A 23,847-nucleotide genomic window follows, 5' to 3' on the forward strand; every position below is an offset into this window, starting at 1 on the left:
GGTCCGGACACTTTCGGGGGTGCCCATGGCGACGCTGGCCGATGTCGCCCGTCGCGCCGGGGTCTCCCCCGCCACCGCCTCCCGGGTGATCAACGGCAGCAGCAAGCCCGTCGCCGACAACCTGCGCGAACGGGTGCTGCGGGCCGTCGCCGACCTGCGCTACGTGCCGAACGCGCACGCCCAACTGCTGGCCCGCCCGCAGCGCAGCGTGGTCGGCGTGGTGGTGCACGACGTGTCCGACCCGTACTTCGCCGAGCTGACCCGGGGGCTGCAACGGGTCGCCACCGACCACGGCCGGCTGGTCATCATCTGCAACAGCTACCGCGACCCGGAACGCGAGCTGGAGTACGTGGAGATGCTGCGCGCCCAGCAGGTCGCCGCGATCGTGCTGGCCGGTTCCGGCTACCACGACGCCACCTTCACCGCCCGGCTCGCCGAGAAGCTGGCCGCCTACGAGACGACCGGTGGCCGGGTGGCGGTGGTGGGCCGGCACGAACACCCGGGCGACGCGGTGATGCCGGCCAACACCGACGGCGGCCGGCTGCTCGGCACGGAACTGCTGCGCCGGGGGCACACCCGGATCGGGGTGGTCGCCGGCCCGCAGGTGCTGACCACGATCACCGACCGGCTCGACGGGCTGCGGGCCGCGCTCGCCGAGGGCGGCCACCCGCTGCCCGCCGAGCGCATCCGCTACGCCGACTTCGACCGCGACGGGGGCGCCCGCGCCGCCGGTGAACTGCTCGACGCCGTCCCCGGGTTGACCGCCCTGGTGGCGTTGAACGACTCGATGGCCGTCGGCGCGCTGACCCTGCTGCGCGCCCGCAACGTTGCGGTGCCCGGGCAGGTCTCGGTGGTGGGCTTCGACGACATGCCGGTCGCCGCCGACGTCACCCCGGCGCTGACCACCGTCCGGCTGCCGCTGGTGGAGCTGGGCGCGCGGGCGATGACCCTGGCCCTGGGCCCGGCGGCGGACCGGCCCCGGGTCGAGGTGCTGCCGGCCACCCTGGTCGTCCGGGACAGCCTCGGCCCGGCGCCGGACTGATCCGCCCGCACCGGGCAGGCACCACGGCGGGTGGGCGGGCGGGGTCGGCACCGGCTCAGGCCGGGGTCGTCGCCAGCTCGGCGAGCCGGTCGATCTGCCGGGGGTCGGACAGCGCCGAACCCACCGCCACCACCCGCACCCCGGCGGCGAGGAAGTCGGCGGCGTTACCGGCGTCGATCCCACCGGTCGCCACGAACCGCAGCTCCGGCAGCGGGCCGGCGACCGCCTTGAACCACTGTGGGCCGAGGCTGACCGCCGGGAACGCCTTGAGCCAGATCAGCCCGTGGTCGAGCGCGAGCTGCGCCTCGGTGGGGGTGGCCACCCCGGGCAGGTGCGGGATGCCGTAGCTGACCGCCGCGTCGGCCACCGCCAGGTCCAGCCCGGGGGCGACGGTGAACGCCGCCCCGGCGCTGGCGGCCTGCCGGACCTGGGCGGGGGTACGCACCGTGCCGGCCCCGACCCGCCGGCCCCGGTCCTTGCCGGCCTCCACCGCCGCCCGCAGGGACAGCGTGGCGTCCGGGGTGCGGATCGGCACCTCGACCACGTCGATGCCGAGGTTCCAGGCCCGTTGGGCGAGCCGGACGGTCTCCGCCGGCGGCAGGTCCCGCAGGATCACCATCACCCGTGCGGTGCCGAACAGGGGTGCGAAGTCGTGCGCGGTCATCGACCGTTCCTTCCGGTGGCGGGGGTGGGGAGCAGTCCGGCGTCGACCAGGTCCAGGCGCGCCCAGTCCCCCGCCGGCAGGGCCAGGAGCCGGTCGGCCAGCGCCCGGCGCGGCGGCGGGGCGGTGTCCCCGGCCACGGTCAGGGCGGGGGCCGCGCAGAGGTGCCCGAGCCGCAGGCAGTGCTCCAGGTCGAGGCCGCGCAGCAGCCCCGACAGGCAGCCTGCGGCGAACGCGTCGCCGGCCCCGACCGGCTCGTGCACCGGCACCCGCAGCGCGGGGACGAAGACGTCCGGTCCGCCGCGGGGTAGCGCGGTGACACCGACGTCGGCGTCCTTGACCACCACCAGTTCCGGACCGGGCAGCAGGTCGCGTACGGCGTCCGGGGCGGTGACGCCCCACAGGGCGCGGGCCTCGTCGAGTCCGACGAGGACCACGTCGGCGGCGTCGGCGAGCCCGCGTAGCACCGGCGCGGCGGTCTCCGCCGACCACAGCCGGGCCCGGTGGTTGACGTCGAAGGTGATCCGGGCGGCGGGCAGTGGCCGGTCGGTGAGCGCCCGGCGCACCAGGGCCGCACAGGACGGCGACAGGGCCGCGGTGATCCCGGACAGGTGCAGCAGCCGGGTCCCGGCCAGCGCCGGGTCGTCCAGCACCTGCGGGTCGAGGCGGGAGGCCGCCGACCCGGACCGGTAGTAGTGCACGGCGGTGCCGCCGGGCGTCGGGTCCTTGAGGTAGACGCCGGTCGGGGCGGTCGGGTCGACGGTGACCAGGCGGGTGTCCACGCCGGTGGCGGCGACGTGCCGCAGCACCCGCCGGCCGAACGGGTCGTCGCCGACCCGGCTCACCCACGCCGTCCGGTGGCCGAGCCCGGCGAGCGCGGAGGCCACGTTGGACTCGGCACCGCCGACGGAGACGCCCAACCGGTCGGCCCGGTCCAGCGGACCCGTCGGATCGGGGCTGAGCACCACCATCGACTCGCCGACGGTGACCACCTCCGGCCCGACCGACGACTGCTCAGCCGACCGGTCGGCGGATGGTGCCGGGGCCGACCGGTCGGCGGGTGGTGCCGGGGCCGGCCGGTCGGCGGTCACACCGGCTCCGCGGCGGCGAGCAGGGCGACCACGCCGGCCCGGTCGCGTACCCCGTCGGCGACCAGCACCCGGTGCCGGCCGGTGCGGCGGCCACCGGCGGGCACCACGGCCGGCCGGTCGAAGGCGAAGGCGACGCAGACCCCCGGGTACATCGCGGTCCGCACGAACCACCGGTCGCCCAACCCGAGGCCGGTGAAGACCAGGGTGTACGCCCCACCGGCCGGCGCGACGCCGGTCAGCGCGACCCAGCGGGCGGCGCTGCCGTTGGCCGCCTGCTCCCCGTCGGCGTCGGCGGTGAACGTGACCGGCTCCCCGTCGGCGACGGCCCGCCAGAAGAACCCGCCGTAGCCGGCCCCGTCGGGTCGCCCGTTGGTGGCCGGGCTGCCCAGGTGGACGTCCCGATCGGTGGGGGCGGTGAGGGTGTAGTCGACGTCGAGGGCCCAGGCGTCGGGGGCCACCGGGCTCGCGGCGAGCCGGCGGTGCTCGGTGAGCAGCACCCCGCCGTCGCGGTCACGCCACTGCAACACGTGCGCCAACCGGTCCGGGGTGCGTTCGCGCCACCGCGTGTGGGCGATCACCCCGTGGTCGTCGCGCCAGGTGTAACCGGTGTCCCGGACGTACGTCCGGCCACCCCACAGGTTGGTGCCGGCGACGTCCTGCACCGCCAGCGACGCCCCGAGGTGCCAGACGTGGTCGGCGGGCAGGGCGTCGGTGACCGGGGTGCCGGCCAGCGTCCGCACCGGGTGCAGGTAGGGCCGGGGCCCGTGCTTCGGGTCCAGGTCGGGGCGCACCACGTACCGGGCCACCTCGACGTCACCGACGTGCAAGCGGGGCTCGTCGTCGCCCGGGCCGTCCGGGTCGACCCGGACCTGCGGCGGGACGGATCCGGTCGGGTCCGCGCCGGGGCGGGCCGGTTCCGGGCCGAGCTGGGCCGGGGTGGGGTGGGGGTGACCGGTCACGGTGCCTCCGTCCGGGTGGTGGACCGGCGGGCGGCGACGGCGTGCAGGGCGGCCAACGCGTAGCCGGCCAGGATCGGCACCGCCACCGGGGTGACCAGTATCCCCAACAGAGCGGCCACCGCGCAGACCCCGCCGGCCGCCGCCCAGGTCCCCGGCCGGGCCAGGCCGGTCCGGGCGGCGACCCGGGCCGCGGCCCGAAAACCGCGCCCGCCGGTACGACCGATCGCCACCACGGTCAGCCCGGCGTACCCGGCCAGCGCGGCGGTGACCACGGCGGTGCCGGCCAGCACGGGCCCGCCACCGGGCACCCGGCCGGTGGCCACGGCGACCAGGTCGACGCCGAGCGCGACGGCGACGGCCACCCCGACGGCGCTGGCCACCAGGCCGGCGGGCAGGGCCCGGCCGAACCGGGACAGCGTGGTGCGCAGGTCCGGCCAGCCGCCGAGGGTCAGCCGGTCGTGCACGGCGGCGCTGGCGGTGGCCAGGGCCGGTGCGAGGGTGAGCACCGGCAGCGCGGCCAGCGTCACGGCGAACCCGAGCAGCGCCAGGTCGGTGGCGTCGCGCAGGGTGTCGCGCCAGTCCCGGCGCAGGGGCGCCTCGGCCGGCTCCGTCACCGGTACGGCGGTCATCCCTTCAACCCGCTGGTGTTGATGCCCTCGACCAGCATCCGTTGGAAGGCCAGGAAGAACAGGAAGACCGGCAGCAGCGACAGCACCGACATGGCGAACATCGGGCCGACCGCGCTCTGGCTGGTGGAGTCGATGAACAGGGTCAGCGCCACCGGGACGGTGTAGTCGTCCAGGCTGGACAGGAAGACCAGTTGCCGGAAGAAGTCGTTCCAGGTCCAGATGAACGAGAAGATCGCGGTGGTGACCAGCGCCGGGCGGCTCAGCGGCAGGATGACGTGCCGGAAGATGCCGTACGGGCTGGCACCGTCGATCTTGGCAGCCTCGTCGAGTTCGCGCGGGATGCCCCGCATGAACTGCACCATGAGGAACACGAAGAACGCCTCGGTGGCCAGGAACTGCGGGATGAGCAGCGGCAGGTAGGGCCACTCCCCGCCGACCAGGCCGAGGCTGCGGAACAGGATGTACTGCGGCACGATCAGCACGTGGCCGGGCAGCAGCAGGGTGCCGATCATGACGGCGAACCAGACCCCCCGCAGCCGGAACCGCAACCGGGCCAGGGCGTACGCGGCGAGCAGGCAGGAGGCCGCGTTGCCGACCACGGTCAGCAGGCTGACCATGGCGCTGTTGAGGAAGAACGTGCCGAAGCTGAGGTCGAAGTTGCCCCAGCCGGCGGTGTAGTTGCCCGGGGTGAACGCCTCGGGCAGCAGACCGATGTTGTTGACGATCTCTTCCTGCGACTTGACCGAGGTGCCCACCATCCACAGCAGCGGGTAGAGCACCACCGCCACGATCACGATCAGGATCAGCAGGCGTACGGCCTGCCGGCCGCCCTGCCGCCGGCCGGGCCGCCGCGCCGTCGAGGTCACCGCCACCATCACTTCTCCCCGTCGGAGTAGTGCACCCAGAACCGCCCGGTGCTGAAGAAGACCACGGTGATCAGGCCGATCGCGATCAGGAACACCCAGGCCATCGCGGAGGCGTAGCCCATTTCCAGGTCGGTGAAGCCGGAGATGTAGAGCTTCAGCGTGTACATCAGGGTGGAGTCGACCGGCCCGCCGGTGCCGTTGCTGAGCACGAAGGCGGCGGTGAAGCCCTGGAACCCGTTGATGGTCTCCAGCACCAGGTTGAAGAAGATGACCGGGGAGAGCATCGGCAGGGTGACGTGCCAGAACTGGCGGAACCGGCCGGCACCGTCGACGGAGGCGGCCTCGTACAGCTCGGTGGGGACCTGCTTCAACCCGGCCAGGAAGATCACCATAGGCGCGCCGAACTGCCAGATGGCCAGCACCATCAGGGTCTGCAGCGCCCAGTCCGGGTCGCTGACCCAGGGCAGCCCCTCGATGCCGAACAGCGCGAGGAACGAGTTGAACGCGCCGTCCCGGTTGAACATGTTGACCCAGACGATGGCCAGCGCGACGCTGCCACCGAGCAGGGACGGCAGGTAGAACAGCGCCCGGAACAGGCCCACCCCCCGCCACGCCTTGTTGAGCAGCAGCGCCACCCCGAGGGCGGCGGCCAGTTTCAGCGGTACGGCCACCAGGGCGAAGGTCAACGTGACCCGGACCGCGTGCCAGTACGACGGGTCGGCGGTGAACATCCGCTCGTAGTTGGCAAGCCCCACCCACTGCACCTCGGACAGCGGGGTGAGGATGTCGTAGTTGGTGAAGCTCAGCCAGAGCGAGAGCAGCATGGGGATCGCCGTGACGCCCATCAGTCCGATGAGCCAGGGCGAGAGGAATACGTAACCCGCCAGTCCTTCGGCGTGCCGGTCCCGCCCGCCCCGACGCCGGTTGGCGTGGGGGCGGGCGGAACCGGTGCGTCCGGTCCGGCCGGGGGCCGTGGTGAGGGCCACGGGGCCGGCTCCTTTCGTCGACCGCGACCGGTCGATCAGGCGATCGCGGACTTGCAGGCGGCGATGAACTGCTCCGCCGCCTGGGCCGGGGTGGCCCGCTTGTACTGGACGTTCTCGGCGGCCTTGACCAGCTCGGACTTGACCTTGCTGTGTCCCTTGATCGGCACCTGCGGCGACGTGCCGAACTTCTGCGCCAGCTCGGTCTCGACCTGGATGGACTGCTTCATCGCCGGGTCGGTCACCGTCTCGCTGACCTTGGCCCGCAGGTCCATGTTCGACGGCAGCCCCCGGTCGGTGCCGAGCAGCGCCGCCGCCTCCGGGTCGTTGGCCAGGAAGTTGATCACGTCGACGGCGGTGTCGCGGTGCTTGCTGCTCTTGAACACCGACCAGTACATCGAGGCGCGGGCCCACTGGGCGCTCGGGTCACCCGGGTAGGCGACGACGCCCAGCTCGTCCTTGGTGTTCTTCTTCAGGTCGGGCATCTGGTTGACCCACACCCAGGAGGTCGCGGCCTTGCCGGTGACCACGAGCTGCTTGGTCACGTCGCTGGCGTTGCCCTCGTGGATCACGTCGGGGGTGGGGGTGGCGCCCCGGTCCCGGGCGCCCTTCCACAGCTCGAACCACTTCGTCACGTCCTCGGCGGTGAAGCCCAGGTCCTTGCCGTTGTAGAGGTCCTTGCCCTGCTGGCGCAGCCACACCCAGAACGCCTTGTAGTCGGCGCTCGGGTCCTGGGTGCCGGGGATCTTGGTCTTCCTGGCCACCTGCTCGGCCCAGGCGATGTGCTCCTCCCAGCTCTGGCCGGTGGTCGGTTCCGGGAGTCCGTTGCTGGTCAGCAGGGTCTTGTTGTAGACCAGGCCCTGGGTGTTCTCGCCGGAGGCCACCCCGGCCAGCTTGCCGTCGACGACGCCGTACTCCAGCAGGCTCTTGGGGAACTTGGACACGTCGAGCTTGCCGGAGTCCTGGTAGCTCTTGAGGTCGAGCACGGTGCTGCGGCCGGCGTACTCGGACAGGTAGTTGTCGTCGATCTGGAACAGGTCCGGCGGGTTGCCGCCGGCGGTGAGGGTGGCCAGCTTGTCGAAGTAGCCCTGGTTGGCCTGCCAGGTCTTCTCGAAGGTCACGTTCGGGTGCTTCTTGGTGTAGAGGGCGAGGGCGTCCTCGGTGAGCTTGGCCCGCGCCTCACCGCCCCACCAGAAGATGGAGAGCTTGATCTGGCCGCCGGCACCGGCGTCGTCGTCGCCGCAGGCCGCCGCGCCGAACATCAGCGGTACGGCGACGGCGGCGGCGACCAGGCCGCGCAGGAATCGACGACGGGGTGCGGGGGTACGGTGGTGCGGCTCGGCCGGCGTGCCGGCGGTGGGGGACGTTGCGGGGTGCATGCGCTCACTCCTCGGGCTAGGAGGCGACGACGCCACCGGTGGTCACGGTCGGGCTGCCCGGGTCCGCAAGGCGATGCGGGCCCGGGCCATCCGGAACGGATCCGGGACGGGATCGACCGGGTAGGGGTCCGGTCGAGTCGCGAATGACCAGTTCGGTCTGGAGCATTACCTGTGCGGTGGTGCGTCGGTCGCCGACGGCCGCTGCCCGTCCCCCGCCGCGGGGGCGGAGTTCGGAGTCGTGTTGCAGCAGCATGTCGACGGCCGTCCGGCCGGCGGCCGCGGTTGGCGTGGCCACCGTCGTCAACTTGGGGCGGGTGAGTCGGCTCAGCGCGATGTCGTCGACGCCGACGACGCTGACGTCCTGCGGCACCCGGATGCCGAGGTGGTCGAGCCCCTCGATCAGCCCGATCGCCATCAGGTCGTTGTAGGCGAGCACGGCGGTGACGCCGCTGTCGCGTACCTGGGTGGCCAGTGCGCTGCCGCCGGTCTCGGTGGGCGGGTTCGGCCCGAGCACGGTCAGCTCGGCCCCGCCGGAGCGGGCGGCGGCCCCGGCCGCCCGGCGCATCTGCTGGTTGGTCCAGGAGCCGCGCGGGCCGCCGAGCAGGGCGAGCTGCCGGTGGCCGAGGCCGAGCAGGTGCTCGATCGCGGCGCGGGCCCCCTGGCCGACGTCCATCATCACGCAGGGCAGGCCGGTGACCTGCCGGTTTATCACCACCACCGGGACTTCCCGGCTGACCTGCTCGATCAGCGCGTTGCTCATCCGGGGGCTGCACAGCAGCACCCCGTCGACCTGCTTGGCCAGCGCGTGGACCAGCTCCTCCTCGGCGGCCGGGTCCTCGTTGGTGTCGGCCACGAAGACGTGGTAGTCGCGGTGCCGGGCCTGCCCCTCGGCCGCCTTGATCAGCGGTGGGAAGAACGGGTTGGCGATGTCGGCGATGATCAGGCCGATGTTGTGGGTCCGGCCGGTGATCAGGGCGCGGGCGGCCCGGTTGGGGCGGTAGCCGAGTTCCTCGGCGCAGGCCAGCACCCGGACCCGGGTCTCCGGGTTGACCAGGTGGGGTGCGGAGAAGGTGCGGGACACCGTGGAGATGTGCACGCCCGAGGCCCGCGCGACGTCGCGGATGGTGGCTGGCACGGGCGGCCCTCTCGTCGATGGTGTGGTCGGGGTCACGTGGGTGCCGCCAATTAATGCAAACGGTTGCTCCACTGTCAACGGGAGTTTGTTACAGGTCGATTGCGGGGGCGCTCCCGCCATGCCCCTTTAAGCCCACGAAACGGGATCTATGACACGGGATTGGCATCGATCGTTGACGTGCTCTTCATCGCCGTGGTTTCTTCACTGCAAACCTTTGCAGCAACCGGGGAGGTCCACCCGATGTCACCACCAGCCGCGTCCCGCCGCCGGCACGCCCTGGTCGGCACCGGGGCGCGAGCCGAGATGTTCGTCCGCGCCCTGGTCACCGAGCACGCCGACACCGCCGAGCTGGTCGCCTTCGCCGACGTCAACCAGACCCGGATGGACGCGCACAACCGGTGGCTGACCGAGCTGGGCCACCCGCCCGTGCCGACCTACCGGGCCGACGACTTCACCGCCATGCTCGCCAAGGAACGGGTCGACGTGGTCCTGGTGACCAGCGTCGACGTCACCCACGACGAGTACATCGTGGCGGCCCTGCGGGCCGGCTGCGACGTGGTCACCGAGAAACCCATGACCACCGACGCCCCCCGCTGCCGACGCATCCTCGACGCGGTCGCCGAGACCGGGCGGCAGGTCACCGTCGCCTTCAACTACCGCTACAACCCGTTGCACGAGCAGGTCAGAAGGCTGCTCGCCGACGGCGCGGTCGGCGAGATCGGCTCGGTGCACTTCGAGTGGCTGCTCGACGTACGGCACGGCGCGGACTACTTCCGCCGCTGGCACCGGGACAAGGCCAGCTCCGGCGGGCTGATGGTGCACAAGGCCAGCCACCACTTCGACCTGGTCAACTGGTGGCTCGACGCCACCCCCGTCGAGGTGTACGCGGCCGGGCGGCTGTTCTTCTACGGCGACGACGGCCGCCGGCACGGCTACGCCCGCGACTACGAGCGGGCGCACGACTCCCCCGCCGCCACCGACGACCCGTTCGCCCTGCGGCTGGCCGAGCACCCCCGACTGCGGGAGCTCTACCTCGACGCCGAGGGTGAGGACGGCTACCACCGCGACCAGAACGTCTTCGCCCCCGGCGTCACCATCGAGGACGACATGGCGGTGCTGGCCCGCTACTCCACCGGCGCGACGATGACCTACCACCTCACCGCGTACGCCCCCTGGGAGGGCTACCGGGTGATGGTCAACGGCAGCCGGGGCCGCCTCGAACTGGAGGTCACCGAGAGCGACTTCGTCAGCCCGGCCGCCGCCGGTGCGCTCAAGGGGGCGGCCCTGCACGGCGACGAGGCCGCCGCCGAGCACGGCGAGGCCACCCTCACCCTGCGCCCGTTCTGGGCCCCGCCCACCCGGATCCCCGTCGAGGGCTACACCCGGCAGGGCCACGGCGGCGCGGACACCCGGATGACCCGGGTGATCTTCGGTGGCGAACCGGACCCGCTGGAGCGGGCCGCCACCGCCCACGACGGGGCACTGGCCCTGCTCACCGGCCTGGCCGCCAACCGGTCCTTCGCCACCGGCGACCCGGTGCGCGTCGCCGACCTGCTCACCCTGCCCTGACCGGGCCGGCCCCACGACCGTCCACCCGGAACCGCCGACCCTCCGCCCGCATCCGAGGAGTCCCCCGACGTGCCGACCTCTCCTGACCTGCTCCTGCCGACCGACCCGGGCGTCCGGGCCATCGCCCGCGAGCTGTACGCCCTGGCCGGGCCGCAGCCGATCATCTCGCCGCACGGACACGTCGACCCGGCGCTGTTGGCCGAGGACCAACCCTTCCCGGACCCGGCCCGGCTGCTCATCGTGCCCGACCACTACCTCACCCGGATGCTGCTCAGCCAGGGCGTCCCCCCGGCCGAACTGGGCGTGCCCAGCGTCGACGGCAGCCCGGTGGAAACCGACGGCCGGACGATCTGGCGACGCTTCGCCGCGCACTGGCACCTGTTCCGGGGCACCCCGTCCCGACTGTGGCTGGAACGCACCTTCAGCGAGGTGTTCGGGGTGGACACGGCGCTGACCCCGGACACCGCCGACGCCGTCTACGACGAGGTGGCCGCCCGGCTGGCCGAGCCGGCGTACCGGCCCCGGGCGCTGTTCGAACGGTTCCGGATCGAGGTCCTCGCCACCACCGAGTCACCCCTGGACGACCTCGCCGCGCACGCCAAGCTCGCCGCCGACGGCTGGGGCGGGCCGGGCGGCCGGGTGGTCACCACCTTCCGCCCGGACAACGTGGTCGACATGGAGTTCGACGGTTGGGCCGACAACGTGGCCCGGCTCGGCGAGGTGGCCGGCGTCGACACCGGCACGTACACCGGTTACCTGGACGCGCTGCGGGCCCGCCGGGCGGCGTTCGTCGCGGCCGGCGCGACCTCCTCCGACCACGGCCACCCCACCGCGCGCACCCTGGCACTGACCGCCGACGAGGCGGCCCGGCTCTACGACAAGGGCCGGCGCGGGCTCGCCGACGCCGCCGACGCCGAGACGTTCCGGGCGCACATGCTGGTGGAGTTCGCCCGGATGTCCCTCGACGACGGGCTGGTGCTGCAACTGCACCCCGGGGCGGTGCGCAACCACAACCGCCGGCTGTACGCCACCCACGGCCGCGACGTCGGCGGCGACGTCCCGCACGCCACCGAGTACGTGCACGCGCTCGCCCCGCTGCTCGACGCGTACGGCAACGACCCGCGGCTGCGGGTGGTGCTCTACACCCTCGACGAGTACACGTTCACCCGGGAGCTGGCCCCGCTGGCCGGCGGCTACGCCGCGCTCTACCTCGGGGCGCCCTGGTGGTTCCTGGACTCCCCGGAGGTGCTGCGCCGGTTCCGGGAGGCGGTCACCGAGTCCGCCGGGTTCTACAACACCGCCGGGTTCGTCGACGACACCCGCGCGTTCTGCTCCATCCCGGTCCGCCACGACGTGGCCCGCCGGATCGACGCCGGTTTCCTGGCCCGCCTCGTCGCCGAGCACCGGTTGACCGAGGACGAGGCCGCCGAGACGGTCGTCGACCTGGCGTACCGGCTGCCCAAGAAGGTCTTCAGGTTCGGAGGGTCCGCATGAGCACCAGGATCACCGACGTCGACGTGCACGACGTCCGGTTCCCCACCGCGGCGGCCGGCGACGGCTCCGACGCGATCAACCGGGGTGACTACTCGGCCAGCTACGTCGAGCTGCGCACCGACGGCGGCCCGACGGGTGCCGGGTTCACCTTCACCAACGGCCGGGGCAACGAGATCACCTGCGCGGCGATCGAGGCCCTCGCCCACCACGTGCGGGGGCGCACCGTCGAGGAGATCGCGGCCGAGCCGGTGGCGTTCTGGCGCTCGCTCACCGCCGATGTGCAGCTGCGCTGGCTGGGGCCGGAGAAGGGGGTCATCCACATGGCCGCCGGCGCGCTGGTCAACGCCGTCTGGGACCTGCGGGCCAAGCTGGCCGGCAAGCCGATGTGGCGCTACCTCGCCGAGCTGTCCACCGACGAACTGGTGGCCAACATCGACTTCCACCACATCACCGACGCGCTCACCCCCGACGAGGCGGCCACCCTGCTCGACAAGGGACTGGTCGGAGGGTCGGAACGGCTCGCGGAACTTGAGCAGAACGGTTTCCCGTCGTACACCACGTCGGTGGGGTGGTTGGGGTATCCCGACGAGAAGGTGCGGGCGCTGACCCGCGAGGCGTACGCCCAGGGGTGGCGGGCGATGAAGATGAAGGTCGGCGGCCCGCCGGCCGACGACCTGCGCCGGGCGCGGATCATCCGGGCCGAGATCGGCCCGGACGCGCTGCTGATGATGGACGCCAACCAGGTCTGGGACGTCGACGAGGCGATCACCAACATGACCGCGCTGGCCGAGGTCGACCCGTACTGGATCGAGGAGCCGACGCACGCCGACGACATCCTCGGCCACGCCCGGATCGCCCGGGCGGTGACCGGGCTGACCGACGGCCGGTGCCGGGTCGCCACCGGCGAGGTGGCCGCCAACCGGGTGATCTTCAAGCAGCTGCTCCAGGCCGAGGCGATCGGGGTGATGCAGATCGACGCCTGCCGGGTCGCCGGGGTCAACGAGGTGCTGGCGGAGATCCTGCTGGCGGCGAAGTTCGGGGTGCCGATCTGCCCGCACGCCGGTGGCGTCGGCCTCTGCGAGTACGTGCAGCACCTGGCGATCTTCGACTATCTGCGGGTCGGCACCAGCCTGGACGGGCGGATGGTCGAGTACGTCGACCACCTGCACGAACACTTCGTCGACCCGGTCCGCACCCGGGGCGGCCGGTACCTGCTGCCCACCGCCCCCGGCTACAGCGCCACCATGCGCCCCGAGTCGATCGCCCGGTTCCGCTTCCCGGACGGCCCGGCATGGCGGTGAACGTCGGCACCGACCGGTTGGGGCTGGCCACCCTGCGCCGGGTGCCCGAGCAGAGCCGACCGCTGATCCGACCGGGCAGCGTGCCGGCCGGCATCGTCCACCTGGGACTGGGCGCGTTCCACCGGGCCCACCAGGCGGTCTACACCGAGGCCGCGGTCGACGCGGCCGGCGGCAACTGGGGCATCATCGGCGTCGCGCCGCGCAGCACCACCCTGGTCGAGGCCCTCGCGGCGCAGGACGCGCTGTTCAGCGTCACCACGCTGGCCGCCGACCGGTCCGAGACCCGGGTCGTCGGCGCGCTGGCCGGGGTACGGCACGCCGCCAGCGACCCGGCGGCGGTGCTCGCGCTGCTGGCCGACCCGGCGATCCGGGTGGTGACGCTGACGGTGACCGAGAAGGCGTACCACCTGGACCCGGTCTCCGGGGTGCTGCGGGCCGACCCGGAGCTGACCCGCGACCTGACCACCGACCGGCTGCCGGTCACCGTACCCGGCCTGCTGGTGCGCGGGCTGCTCGCCCGTGCCGCCGCACAGGCGGGGCCGATCGCGCTGGTCAGCTGCGACAACCTGCCGTCCAACGGGCGTCGGCTGCGCGGCCTGGTGCAGCAGTCGCTGGCCCTGGCCGGGGTGCCGGACGCCGTGCTGGACGCCCTCGCCGGGCAGGTGAGCTTCCCCGGCACGATGGTGGACCGGATCGTCCCGGCCAGCACCGACGCGACGTTGGCAGACGCCCGCGCCGCGCTCGGGGTGACCGACCTGGCGGCGGTGGCCGCCGAGCCGTACACCCAGTGGGTGGTGGAGGACGACTTCCCCGGCGGCCGGCCCCGGTGGGAGCGGGCCGGTGCGGTGCTCACCACCGACGCCGGCCGGTGGGAACGGCTGAAGCTGCGCGGCCTCAACGGCGTGCACTCGGCGGTGGCCTACCTGGGTGCGGTGGCCGGCCGCGAGACGATCGCCGAGGCGCTGGCCCTGCCCGGCCTGACCGACGTGCTGCGCCGGTTCGTCGCCGACGATGTGGCCGGGAGCTTCACCCCACCCGACGGGGTACGGGTCACCGGGTACGGCGACGAGGTGTTGGCCCGCTTCGCCAACCCGGCGATCCGGCACCGCACCCTCCAGGTGGCGATGGACGGGTCGCAGAAGCTGCCGCAGCGGGTCCTGCACACCGCCGTCGACCTGCGCGCACAGGGCCGGCCGGCGTACTGGTCGGCGCTGGTCGTGGCGGCCTGGCTGCGGTTCCTCGACGGGCGGGCCGACGACGGCACGGTGCTGCCGCTGGACGACCCGCTGGCCGACCGGATCACCACCGCGCTCGCCACCGCCGGGGACACCCCCGCCGGGACGGTGGAGGCGCTGTTCGCCCTGCCGGAGGTCTTCCCGGCCGCGCTCGCCGACGACGACGGGTTCCGCACCGACGTCGCCGGCTGGCTGGGCGCGTTGCGTACCCACCCGGTGGCGGCGGTCCTGGCCGGTGCGGCGTGACCGCCCCGGTGCCGCCGGCCGCCGTCGGCGGGCTCGCCGCCCAGGGCGCACCGGCGGCGACCACCGGGACACCGTCGGGCTCCCCCACCGGGGCACCGCCGGGCGGCCCGGCCGGGGCCGCCCGGCCCGACCACCCCGCCGGGACCGGGGTCGCCGTGCCCCGGGTGGCGATCGTCGGCGCGAACGGGCACGGCCGCTGGCACCGGCGGGCGGTGGCCCCGCTGCACGCGGCGGGACGGTTGCGGCTGGTGGCGCTGGTGGACGTACGGCCGATCGAGGACGAGCCGGCCGCGCCGGTGCCGCCCGGGACCACCGTGCACACCGACCACCGGGAGATGCTCGCCGCCGCCCGCCCCGACGTGGTGATCGTGTGCACCCCGCCGCACACCCACCTGCCGATCGCCCTGGACGTCCTCGCCGCCGGTGCCGACCTGCTGCTGGAGAAGCCTCCGGTGCTGTCCACCGCCGAACACCGGACGCTGGCCGGGGCGCTGGCCGCGACCGGCCGGGCCTGCCAGGTCGGCTTCCAGGCGCTCGGGTCGGTGGCGCTGGCGCAGTTGTCGGCCGCCGTCGGGCAGGGCCGGCTGGGCACCGTCACCGGCATCGGCACGGTCGCCTGCTGGCAACGCCCCGACAGCTACTACGCCCGATCCCCGTGGGCCGGCCGGCGCACCCTGCACGGCCGACCGGTGCTCGACGGGGCGTTGGCCAACCCGCTGGCGCACGCGGTGATGCAGTGCCTGGCGGTGGCCGAGACGGTGACCGGCACCCCGGTCCGGCCGGCCCGCATCGAGCTGGAGCGCTACCGGGTCCGGCCGATCGAGGTGGACGACACCGCCACGCTGCGGATCGTCACCCCCGGCGGGCCGCCGATCGTGGCGGCGGTGACGCTGGCCGGGGAGGACTTCGTCGCCGGTGAGGTGATCGTCACCGGCACCACCGGGCGGGCGGTGCTGGAGTACCCGACCGACCGGCTGCTGCTGCCCGGTGACCCGCACCCTGAGGAGGTGCCGGGCCGGCAGGGGCTGCTGGCGAACCTGCTCGCCCACCGCGCCGACCCGGACGGCACCCCGCTGATCGCCCCGCTGGCCCGCACCGCACCGTTCACCGCCGTGCTGGAACAGGTGCGGCAGGCCCCCGAGCCGACCCTGCTCGACGGCGACCTGGTCACGGCCGCCGGCAGCGGGCCGGAGCGGGTGGTGACGGTACGCGGGATCAACGCGGTGCTGCGCCGGGCCGCCGAGCAGGGCGCGCTGCTGTCGGAGCTGGCGGTGCCGTGGGCGGTGCCGCCGGCGCGTATCCCCCTGGCGGCACAGGACGACTGACGCACCACCCACCACCACCCTTCGGGAGAGTCCCATGCGTCCACGCACCACCGGGGCGGCCCTGGTCGCCCTCACCCTCCTGCTGACCTCGGGCACCGCCGCGTACGCCGCGCCACCCGACGGGCCGCCCCGGGGCGTCGAGCGGTTCGCCCGGCAGACCCTGCCGGCCGGTGACGGCTGGGCGGCCGACGGCCCCGGCACCACCGGCGGCGCGGCGGCCGCCCCGGACCAGGTCCACCTGGTGCGCAGCCGGGCCGACCTGGTCCGCGCGCTGGGCGGCGACAACGCCACCAACAAGAGCAACGCCACCCCGAAGGTGATCGTCGTGGACGGCACCGTCGACGGGTTCGCCGCCGACGACGGCCACCTGCTCGGCTGTGCCGACCTGGCCGACCCGGAGTACAGCCTGCCGGCGTACCTGGCCGCGTACGACCCGGCGGTGTGGGGCATGGTGCCGCCGACCGGGGCGCTGGAGGCGGCCCGGGTGCGCTCGGTGGCCAACCAGACCCGCCAGACGCAGATCAACGTCGGGCCCAACACCACCATCGTCGGCCGGCACGGGGCCACCCTCACCGGGCTGACCCTGATGATCGACGGGGCCAGCAACGTCATCGTGCGCAACCTGACCTTCGACGACGCCCGGGACTGCTTCCCCGCCTGGTCGCCCACCGACGGCGCGACCGGCAACTGGAACTCCCAGTACGACCAGGTCTCGGTACGCCGCAGCGAGCACGTCTGGGTCGACCACAACACCTTCACCGACGGCGACAACCCGGACAGCGCCCAGCCGGTGTACTTCGGCCGGCCCTACCAGGTGCACGACGGGTCGCTGGACGTCACCCACACGGCGAGCCTGGTGACCGCCTCGTACAACCGGTTCACCGGACGGGACAAGCTGATGCTGATCGGCTCGTCCAACACGGTCGGGCCGGACGTCGGCCGGTTGAAGGTGACGCTGCACCACAACCTGTTCGACCGGGTGCTCCAGCGGCTGCCCCGGGTGCGGTTCGGCCAGGTCGACGTCTACAACAACTGGTACCGGCTGGCCGGCGACGACTTCGCGTACGCGATCGGGGTGGGCGTGCAGTCCGCCGCGTACGTGGAGAACAACTTCTTCACCCTCGGTGCCGGCATCGCCCCCGACGGCCTGCTCTACGACTGGGGTGGCACCGCCGTCACCACCCGGGGCAACTGGGTCGACGCCGACCGGGCGTTGCCCCGCCCGGTCGACCTGGTGGCCGCCTACAACGCGACCCACGACCCGGATCTGGGCGGCGACGCCGGCTGGACGCCGACCCTGCGCGTGGCGCAGCCGGTGCCCGCGCCGCTGGTGCCGCTCGTGGTGGGGCCGTTCGCCGGGGCCGGTCGACTGCCCTGGTGACCCGCGTCCGGGGCCAACTGTCACGGTGACCCGTTGCGGTCGGGCCGCGCCGTCGCCGGTGCGGTCCGACCGGTCGGTCGTCCCGGCCGGCGTGACATCGGCCGGGGCGGCGCTGACCGGGGCGGCGCTGACCCTGCCGGGGGCTACCTCGGCAGGGTCATCACCTCGGCGCCGTCGTCGGTGATGGCGATGGTGTGTTCGCTGTGTGCCGTCCGGCAGCCGGTCACGCTGCGCAGTGTCCAGCCGTCGCGGTCGGTGACGAGTTCGGCGGTGTCCGCCATGATCCAGGGTTCCAGGGCCAGCAGCAGCCCGGGGCGCAGCCGGTAACCGCGACCGGGCCGGCCCGTGTTGGACACGTGCGGGTCCTGGTGCATGGTGGAGCCGACGCCGTGCCCCCCGAACTCGGTGTTGATCGGATATCCCGCCGCGCCGAGGACGCTGCCGATGGCGTACGAGATGTCGCCGACGCGGGCTCCGGGGCCGGCGGCGGCGATCCCGGCGGCCAGCGCGCGTTCGGTCGCGTCGATCAGCGCGACGCTCTCCGGGGACGGTGTGTCGCCCACGACGAAGCTGATGGCCGAGTCGGCGACCACGCCGCCGAGGGAGACCGCGAGGTCGAGCGAGAGCAGGTCACCGTCGGCGAGCGGATAGTCGTGGGGCAGGCCGTGCAGCACCGCGTCGTTGACGGAGGTGCAGATGTAGTGGCCGAACGGCCCGCGTCCGAAGGACGGCTCGTAGTCGACGTAGCAGGACTGCGCCCCGGCCTCGACGATCATCTGGTGCGCCCACCTGTCGATCTCCAGCAGGTTGGTGCCGACCACGCTGCGGCTCTTGAGCGTCCGCAGGATGTCGGCGACCAGCGCGCCGGTGTCCCGCGCGCGCAGGAGGTCGGCGGGGTTCAGGATCTCGATCATGCAGCGCCTTCCTCGGACCACCAATAAGTATCCCGGTCATGTTATCCCGGTACTAGAATCGCAGCCATGGTCAGGTTGCCGCTCACTCCCGCCGAGGTCGAACGCGGACAACGCCTCGGCGCCCTGCTGCGCCGCGCCCGGGGCCAACGGTCGATGCTCGGCACCGCGCTGGCCGCCGGGCTCTCCCCGGAGACCCTCCGCAAGATCGAATCCGGCCGGGTGGCCACCCCCGCCTTCCCGACCATCGCGGTACTCGCCGACGTCCTCGGCCTCTCCCTCGACGCGGTCTGGTCGGAGATCAACCAGTCCGACGGCGGCCTCGGTCTCGCCGGCCCGGTGCACGACCCCGCCGGGCGGCTGGCCTCCTAAGCCCCCACCGCCGACCGACCCGGCCGGGGCCCGGTGGCACCGGACCACCCGCCCGCCGGACCCGGGTGCGGCGTCACTGTCACGGGAAGACCCCTGGTCCGGGTACGGCCGGCCGGGACAGGGAGAATGGCGGCAACGACGGTCGGGCCCGGCCCCGGCGGCGAGGATCAGCGGAGGTGGGCGCGGGTGACGGGTGGACGCGACGTCGGCGCGAGCTGCCCCGACCCGGTGGCCGCACGCCACCCGGCGGACGACCCGCCCGGCACGCCACCACCTGCCGGCCCGGCGGCCCGGGACACGCCGGTGGTGTTCCGCGCCGCACTGGCCGCCGACCCGGCCCAGCTCTCCCCCACCCGGGAGGCGCTGCGGTCGTGGCTGACCGGGGCCGGGGTGGACGAGGCCGACGTGGAGGTGGTGCTGATCGCCGTCGGCGAGGCGTGCGCCAACGCCATCGAGCACGGTTGCCGCTTCGCGTCCGGGGCCACCGTCACGGTACGGGCCGGACTGCACGCCGGCCGGCTGGAGATCGAGGTGTCCGACACCGGCGGCTGGCGCGACGGCCCCTCCGACGGGCGGGACCGGGGCCGGGGCCGGGGCCGGGGCCGACTGATCATGGCCCGCCTGATGGACGAGGCACAGCTCGACGGCACCCCCGACGGGACGACGGTACGCCTGGTCAAGCACCTTTCCGGCAGGAGGTGACCCGGTCACATGCCCGACGACGGGGTCCGCTGGACAGTGAAGATCGGCTATAAGTAGGCGATGGAGTTCCCGCCGTACCTCGCCACCATGCCGATGCACGCGATCACCGAGCTGCACGGTGAGCCGGGCCTGCTGGCCCGGTTCCGGTTGGAGCTGCCGGCCTTCGCGGCGGCCGACCGGGACCGGCTGACCGCCGCCCTGGACCTCGCCGCCGAGCTGCACCGCGACGACCGCCGGTCCCGGGAGCCCTACCTCAACCACCTGCTGCGGGTGGCGATCCGGATGATGCACCACTACCAGGTTCGCGACGTCGACGTGATCGTCGCCGGTCTACTGCACGACGCGGTGGAGGACCACCCCCGGGAGCTGGCCGGCGCGCAGGCGTCCGACCCGACGGCGGCGGCGCTGGCCACGCTGGCCGACCGGTTCGGGACGCGGGTGGCCCGGCTCGTCGGCGCGGTCACCAACCCGGTGTACGACCCGGACCGGGACCCGCACGTGCAGTACCGCGAGCACGTCGCGGCCAGCCTGGACCGGGAGCCGTGGGCCCGGGTCATCAAGATCTCCGACTTCACCGACAACGGCGTGGGGGTGGTCTACGCCGTCGGGCCCAAGGTGGCCCGCTCGGCGGCGAAGTACCGCCCGCTGGTGCCGGTGTTCCGGGATCTGATCGCCCGACCGGACACCCCGCTGTCGGCACCGGTGAAGCGGCACATCTTCGCCCAGCTCGACCTGGCCGAGGAGCGGTTCAGCGCGATCCTCGACCACCCCAACTGACCTCGCCCCGCCCGACACCTTCGCTGCGCCTCTCCCGCCGGCAGGTCGGGCGGGGCCGGCGCAGCGCCCCTGGCCCGCCGGTGGCCGGAAACGACCCGCGACCCGGCACGGCACCGCACCGCACCGCTCAGCGCGCCACGCCGCCGGGTGGGACGGCCACGCCACAGCCGCCGAGGACGGCGGAGAGCCGCAGTCGCAGGGCGGGCAACGCCTGCGGGGTGTCCCGCAGCACCAACCGGACCGGCTCCCGGGCACCCGCCGACACCCCGCCCACCACGTCGAGCAGTGTGCCGAGCTGGCCGGACGGTTCGTCGGCGAGCAGCAGGCCGGCGTCGGTCACCTCCAGGGTGAGCGGGCCGGCGTCGAGCCGTTCGGCCAGCACGTCGGCGAGCGCGTCCCAGTTGCGGCCGAAGTGTCCGGGCAGGTCGAGTGCGACGGCGAGGGCGTCGAACAACGCGGGACGGGTGCGGGCCGCCGCGCCGGCCACGGTGAGCGACGGCGTGGGATGCCCCGACGGCGACGGCTCGTCGGTCACCCGCAGCCAGCCCGGCTGGCGCTGTCCGGTCATCGTGCATCCTCCTGCTCACCCGGGGTGGGCCGGCCGACCGGCCCACCCCGATGGTTCCTGGCTCAGATCCGGTAGAAGTTCGCGTAGTGGTCGGGCGAGAACCAGGTCGCCCCGGTGCTCCTGTTCACCACGATGCGGTACGCGTCCCGCGCCGCGCCGGAGACCCGCGGGTAGACGTCGTACTCGTAGTAGGTGGCGCCGCCGGGGAGCTGCCCCTCGTAGTTGTGGAACTGGCCGCCGGCGAAGTTCGACAGGCCGCCGCTCCAGGCGTACCAGCCCCGGCTGGTGGGGAAGCTCTTGGCCGACCAGCCGGATCGGGCGGTACGGGCGTCCGCGCAGCGGGACATCGTGCAGGAGCCGTAGACCGCCGCCGACGCGGAGTCGGTCAGCCTCGGGGTCACCACGGACGGCCCGACCAGCACCGCCGCGATCATGGCGGTCAGCAGCGCGAGGGTGCCCAGCAGCCGGTGCGGTCGGGTAACGGGGTGCGGGGCGGCGGGGTGCGGGGCGGCGGCGGTCGGGGCGGTGACGGGGGTGACGGGGTTCGCGGGAGTGCGCAACGGGTCCTCCGGGTCGCGGGGGCCGACAGGAACGTATCGATCGGGATGGTTATCCCGGTCAGCCACATTCTGGCGGGAGGCGAACCCCGCCGACCAGAGGTCAGCCTGGCAACCGTGGATGAACGCACCATGATCGGCACGTCACCGCCGACTGAAATGCTCGGGCGGCACGGCCGGGACCGGGCAGCCCCGTCGGCCACCCGGTCCCGGCGGGGGTCAGCAGCCGATCCGGCTGCTGCCCAGGGCCACGTCGTCGTACCAGATGGTGTCCGCGCCCTCGCCGTAGCTCTCCCAGCCCAGCTTCAGGTCGGTCAGCCGGGGCCGCCAGGTGCGGTTGAGCCACTGGCCGTCGACGTCGTGGGTGGGCACCCCGTCGGCGGTCAGCCCGGTGATGGCGGTGCCGTCGAGCCAGGTACGCAGCTGACCCTGGTTGCCGTCGACCATGAACTCCAGGCACGTCCAGCGCCCGGTGGGCAGCGGCACGCTCAACGCCACCCCGGCCGGGCTCTGCTCGGGCAGGGTCGCGTCGTCGGAGGCCCGGTTCCACTGCAACGCGCCGTTCTGGCCGCCCATCCGCAGGTCCTTGTTGCCGTCGGCGGCGTCGGTCATCGCCGTCATGGTGACGTGCTGGGTCGGCAGGGCGGTGGTGTGGCGCAGCCAGATCCGGCCGTACCGGACGGTGCCCACGGCGCTGAGGTCCTTGTTGGACCGGACGAAAACGTGGTTGCAGTAACCGGCCGCGCCGTCGATGCGCAGCGAACGGCTACCGCTGTGCGTGGTGGTCGTGTCCACCGCCGCCCGGCCCGCCCCGGAGCAGTCCGGGTTGACCACGCTCCAGTCGCCGGCCGGCGTCGAGCCGGTCTGGTTCTCGAATCCGTCGCAGAGCACCGCACCGGCGCACCCGGCCGGCGGCGGGGTGGTCGGCGGCGGGGTCGTGGGCGGGGGCGTCGTCGGCGGAGGCGTCGTGGGCGGCGGGGTCGTCGGCGGAGGCGTGGTCGGCGGCGGGGTCGTCGGGGGCGGCGTGGTGGGCGGCGGCGTCGTCGGGGGCGGGGTCGTGGGCGGCGGCGTGGTGGTCGGCGGCGGAGCGCCGTTGCACGGTACGCCGTTGAGCGCGAACCCGGTCGGCGCGGCGGAACCCGAGGTGCTGGTGCCCTGGACGCCGAACTCGGTCGAGCCGCCGGCCGGGACACTGCCGTTCCAGGCGGCGTTGCGGGCGGTGACCGTGCTGCCGGCCTGGCTGACCTGGGCGTTCCAGCCACCGGTGATCCGTTGGCCGCCCGGGTAGGACCAGGTGACGGTCCAACTGCTCAGGGCGGTGTCGCCCGGGGAGACCCGGACGTTGGCGGTGAAGCCGCCGGTCCACTCGTTGGGCTGGTAGTCGACCCGGCAGCCCTGGGCCGCCGAGGCGGTGCCGGCGAGCACGGTGGTGACGGCCGCCGCCGCTGTGACGGTGGCAGCCACGGCGGCGGTGATACGGGTACGGGAAATCCTCACAGGGGTCCTTCCGGCTGGCCGTCGGGGAAACACCGACGGCGCGGGAGCATCGACATCGCTCGCGCGTCGACATGCCTCTCGGCACGTGGACAACAGCCCGGCTCAGGCCACACCGCCGCCCGGCAACAGGGCGGCACCCGGACCCCAATGTAGTGATGGTTGCCTATGGAAACAAGTGCCCCACCGCGTACGGCGATGGTCGCCGGCGCAACCCCGGCGTCGAGCCCCACCCCGGTCGGCGTCACCCTGCCGGCGCGCGGTCGACCCGGCCACCGGGTCGACCGCACGCCGCCGCCTCAGCGGTCGGTGGACAGGCTGGCGCAGTCGGTCTCGTCGGGCAGCAGCGGCCGGAGGGTGATCGACCAGCGTTTCCCGCCGGAGGTCCACGGGGTAGCCGCGTTGGCCTTGTCGGCGGCGGCGATCACCTGCTGCACGGCGGCCCCGGTGACCGTCACGCAACCCAGTTGGAGCCCCTCACCGAGACTGGTGCCGGGCAGCGCCGGGCCGGGCCACTCCACCCTGGGCTGTTTCGCGGTCTCCGGTGTGGCGACCCACGGCCCAGCCACCGCCGCGATGGCGGTCGGCTGGTACGGCTGCGTCGCCGCCCCCGCCGGATCGGTCACCTTGTCGGTGAAGGTCCGCAGTTTCTCCCGGGCGGCCTGCTGCGCGGCGGTCAGGCCGGCCTCCGGGCCGGTCGCCTCACCCAGGGCGTAGACCTCCAACCGCTCGGTGCCGACCGGCCCCCGGATGGTGAACCGGGTGGTGGCCACGTCAGTGATCGACGGGGTGCCCACGTCGACGGAGCTGCCCACCCCGGCGGCGCGGGCCTGCTCGACCAGCTTCGCCACCTCGGCCTTGCTGATCGTGCGAACCTGGATGTTGGGCAGCGCCGGCCCGGGATAACTCAGGATGGTCGGCCCCTCGGTGATCACCCGACCGTCGCCGTAGACGCTGACGGCCGGCAGCCGGGTCACATTGGTCTCGGGCCGCACGAAGCCACCCGTGTAGTCGATCCGCAGCACCGGCACATCAGCGGGAAGAGCGGATGGGACCGCATCGGGCGCCACACCCGCCCCGTCCTGCCCCGCACACGCCGCCGTGAGCAGGAGCACCGGAACAACCACCACCCACATGCCTCGAAAACTCGTCATACCCCTTGGACGCACC

General features: G+C 73.7%; 23 protein-coding genes. 10 read left to right on the plus strand and 13 right to left on the minus strand.

Annotated elements, in window-relative coordinates; all coding sequences use genetic code 11:
• Window positions 1-25 precede the first annotated feature (25 nt).
• The gene (locus JQN83_RS08650) at window positions 26-1,042 is read left to right on the plus strand and encodes a LacI family DNA-binding transcriptional regulator (RefSeq protein ID WP_208566815.1); all 1,017 of its coding nucleotides are present in this window, start codon (window positions 26-28) and stop codon (window positions 1,040-1,042) included.
• A gap of 55 nt (window positions 1,043-1,097) precedes the next feature.
• Here the strand turns inward: JQN83_RS08650 and JQN83_RS08655 are convergent, their stop codons facing one another.
• From JQN83_RS08655 to JQN83_RS08690, 8 genes are read right to left on the minus strand one after another with little or no spacing between them, the layout of a single operon-like run.
• Window positions 1,098-1,706 (minus strand): bifunctional 4-hydroxy-2-oxoglutarate aldolase/2-dehydro-3-deoxy-phosphogluconate aldolase, encoded by a 609-nt coding sequence (locus tag JQN83_RS08655; RefSeq protein WP_208566550.1) that lies wholly within the window; start codon window positions 1,704-1,706, stop codon window positions 1,098-1,100.
• On the minus strand, window positions 1,703-2,794 hold the full coding sequence (locus tag JQN83_RS08660; RefSeq protein ID WP_307799094.1) for a sugar kinase: 1,092 nt from the start codon (window positions 2,792-2,794) through the stop codon (window positions 1,703-1,705). The genes JQN83_RS08655 and JQN83_RS08660 overlap by 4 nt, the downstream gene beginning before the upstream one ends.
• The gene (locus tag JQN83_RS08665; RefSeq protein ID WP_307799095.1) at window positions 2,791-3,753 is read right to left on the minus strand and encodes a DUF6807 domain-containing protein; all 963 of its coding nucleotides are present in this window, start codon (window positions 3,751-3,753) and stop codon (window positions 2,791-2,793) included. Before JQN83_RS08665 ends, JQN83_RS08660 begins: the two co-directional genes overlap by 4 nt.
• The gene (locus JQN83_RS08670; RefSeq protein WP_244252057.1) at window positions 3,750-4,382 is read right to left on the minus strand and encodes a hypothetical protein; all 633 of its coding nucleotides are present in this window, start codon (window positions 4,380-4,382) and stop codon (window positions 3,750-3,752) included. The genes JQN83_RS08665 and JQN83_RS08670 overlap by 4 nt, the downstream gene beginning before the upstream one ends.
• Entirely contained in the window at window positions 4,379-5,257 is an 879-nt protein-coding gene (locus JQN83_RS08675) for a carbohydrate ABC transporter permease (RefSeq protein ID WP_208566551.1), read from the minus strand. The genes JQN83_RS08670 and JQN83_RS08675 overlap by 4 nt, the downstream gene beginning before the upstream one ends.
• Window positions 5,257-6,234, minus strand: coding sequence for a carbohydrate ABC transporter permease (locus tag JQN83_RS08680; protein WP_208566552.1), 978 nt, complete (start codon window positions 6,232-6,234; stop codon window positions 5,257-5,259). The genes JQN83_RS08675 and JQN83_RS08680 overlap by 1 nt, the downstream gene beginning before the upstream one ends.
• Window positions 6,235-6,269: 35 nt before the next feature.
• Window positions 6,270-7,610 carry an ABC transporter substrate-binding protein gene (locus JQN83_RS08685; protein WP_208566553.1) on the minus strand — a complete coding sequence of 447 codons (1,341 nt, stop codon included), beginning with the start codon at window positions 7,608-7,610 and terminating at the stop codon, window positions 6,270-6,272.
• A 16-nt stretch (window positions 7,611-7,626) separates the two neighbouring features.
• On the minus strand, window positions 7,627-8,745 hold the full coding sequence (locus JQN83_RS08690; protein ID WP_208566554.1) for a LacI family DNA-binding transcriptional regulator: 1,119 nt from the start codon (window positions 8,743-8,745) through the stop codon (window positions 7,627-7,629).
• A 240-nt stretch (window positions 8,746-8,985) separates the two neighbouring features.
• Here JQN83_RS08690 and JQN83_RS08695 point away from each other — a divergent pair, with 240 nt between their 5' ends.
• The 6 genes from JQN83_RS08695 (at window position 8,986) to JQN83_RS08720 (ending at window position 17,296) form a co-directional block, all read left to right on the plus strand.
• Window positions 8,986-10,314: a Gfo/Idh/MocA family protein gene (locus JQN83_RS08695; RefSeq protein WP_208566555.1), complete on the plus strand. Its 1,329-nt coding sequence runs from the start codon at window positions 8,986-8,988 to the stop codon at window positions 10,312-10,314.
• A gap of 69 nt (window positions 10,315-10,383) precedes the next feature.
• A complete protein-coding gene (uxaC, locus tag JQN83_RS08700) occupies window positions 10,384-11,808 on the plus strand; it encodes a glucuronate isomerase (protein WP_208566556.1) in 1,425 nt (474 codons plus the stop codon).
• A complete protein-coding gene (locus JQN83_RS08705) occupies window positions 11,805-13,109 on the plus strand; it encodes an enolase C-terminal domain-like protein (protein WP_208566557.1) in 1,305 nt (434 codons plus the stop codon). Before uxaC ends, JQN83_RS08705 begins: the two co-directional genes overlap by 4 nt.
• The gene (locus JQN83_RS08710) at window positions 13,100-14,590 is read left to right on the plus strand and encodes a mannitol dehydrogenase family protein (protein WP_208566558.1); all 1,491 of its coding nucleotides are present in this window, start codon (window positions 13,100-13,102) and stop codon (window positions 14,588-14,590) included. Before JQN83_RS08705 ends, JQN83_RS08710 begins: the two co-directional genes overlap by 10 nt.
• 155 nt (window positions 14,591-14,745) lie before the next feature.
• On the plus strand, window positions 14,746-15,915 hold the full coding sequence (locus tag JQN83_RS08715) for a Gfo/Idh/MocA family protein (RefSeq protein WP_208566819.1): 1,170 nt from the start codon (window positions 14,746-14,748) through the stop codon (window positions 15,913-15,915).
• A 34-nt stretch (window positions 15,916-15,949) separates the two neighbouring features.
• Window positions 15,950-17,296 (plus strand): pectate lyase family protein, encoded by a 1,347-nt coding sequence (locus JQN83_RS08720; protein WP_208566559.1) that lies wholly within the window; start codon window positions 15,950-15,952, stop codon window positions 17,294-17,296.
• Between the two features lie 143 nt (window positions 17,297-17,439).
• Here JQN83_RS08720 and map read toward each other — a convergent pair whose 3' ends face one another.
• The gene (gene map, locus JQN83_RS08725; RefSeq protein WP_208566560.1) at window positions 17,440-18,210 is read right to left on the minus strand and encodes a type I methionyl aminopeptidase; all 771 of its coding nucleotides are present in this window, start codon (window positions 18,208-18,210) and stop codon (window positions 17,440-17,442) included.
• Window positions 18,211-18,276: 66 nt separating this feature from the next.
• Between map and JQN83_RS08730 the strand changes: the two genes are divergently transcribed.
• The 3 genes from JQN83_RS08730 to JQN83_RS08740 all read left to right on the plus strand — a co-directional run bounded on the left by JQN83_RS08730 (window position 18,277) and on the right by JQN83_RS08740 (window position 20,058).
• On the plus strand, window positions 18,277-18,579 hold the full coding sequence (locus JQN83_RS08730) for a helix-turn-helix domain-containing protein (protein ID WP_208566561.1): 303 nt from the start codon (window positions 18,277-18,279) through the stop codon (window positions 18,577-18,579).
• 186 nt (window positions 18,580-18,765) lie between these two features.
• The gene (locus tag JQN83_RS08735; protein ID WP_307799097.1) at window positions 18,766-19,281 is read left to right on the plus strand and encodes an ATP-binding protein; all 516 of its coding nucleotides are present in this window, start codon (window positions 18,766-18,768) and stop codon (window positions 19,279-19,281) included.
• 60 nt (window positions 19,282-19,341) lie between these two features.
• A complete protein-coding gene (locus JQN83_RS08740) occupies window positions 19,342-20,058 on the plus strand; it encodes an HD domain-containing protein (protein ID WP_208566563.1) in 717 nt (238 codons plus the stop codon).
• 127 nt (window positions 20,059-20,185) lie between these two features.
• On the opposite strand, the gene JQN83_RS08745 is transcribed toward JQN83_RS08740, so the two are convergent.
• From JQN83_RS08745 to JQN83_RS08760, 4 genes are all read right to left on the minus strand, one after another.
• Window positions 20,186-20,626 (minus strand): barstar family protein, encoded by a 441-nt coding sequence (locus JQN83_RS08745; RefSeq protein WP_208566564.1) that lies wholly within the window; start codon window positions 20,624-20,626, stop codon window positions 20,186-20,188.
• Window positions 20,627-20,688: 62 nt separating this feature from the next.
• The gene (locus JQN83_RS08750; RefSeq protein WP_208566820.1) at window positions 20,689-21,060 is read right to left on the minus strand and encodes a ribonuclease domain-containing protein; all 372 of its coding nucleotides are present in this window, start codon (window positions 21,058-21,060) and stop codon (window positions 20,689-20,691) included.
• A 342-nt stretch (window positions 21,061-21,402) separates the two neighbouring features.
• Window positions 21,403-22,647, minus strand: coding sequence for a cellulose-binding domain-containing protein (locus JQN83_RS08755; protein ID WP_307799098.1), 1,245 nt, complete (start codon window positions 22,645-22,647; stop codon window positions 21,403-21,405).
• A gap of 329 nt (window positions 22,648-22,976) precedes the next feature.
• Entirely contained in the window at window positions 22,977-23,831 is an 855-nt protein-coding gene (locus JQN83_RS08760) for a hypothetical protein (protein ID WP_208566565.1), read from the minus strand.
• Window positions 23,832-23,847: the final 16 nt, after the last annotated feature.

The organism is Micromonospora antibiotica (assembly GCF_017599305.1).
In the GTDB taxonomy this organism is placed as follows: Bacteria; Actinomycetota; Actinomycetes; order Mycobacteriales; family Micromonosporaceae; genus Micromonospora; species Micromonospora antibiotica.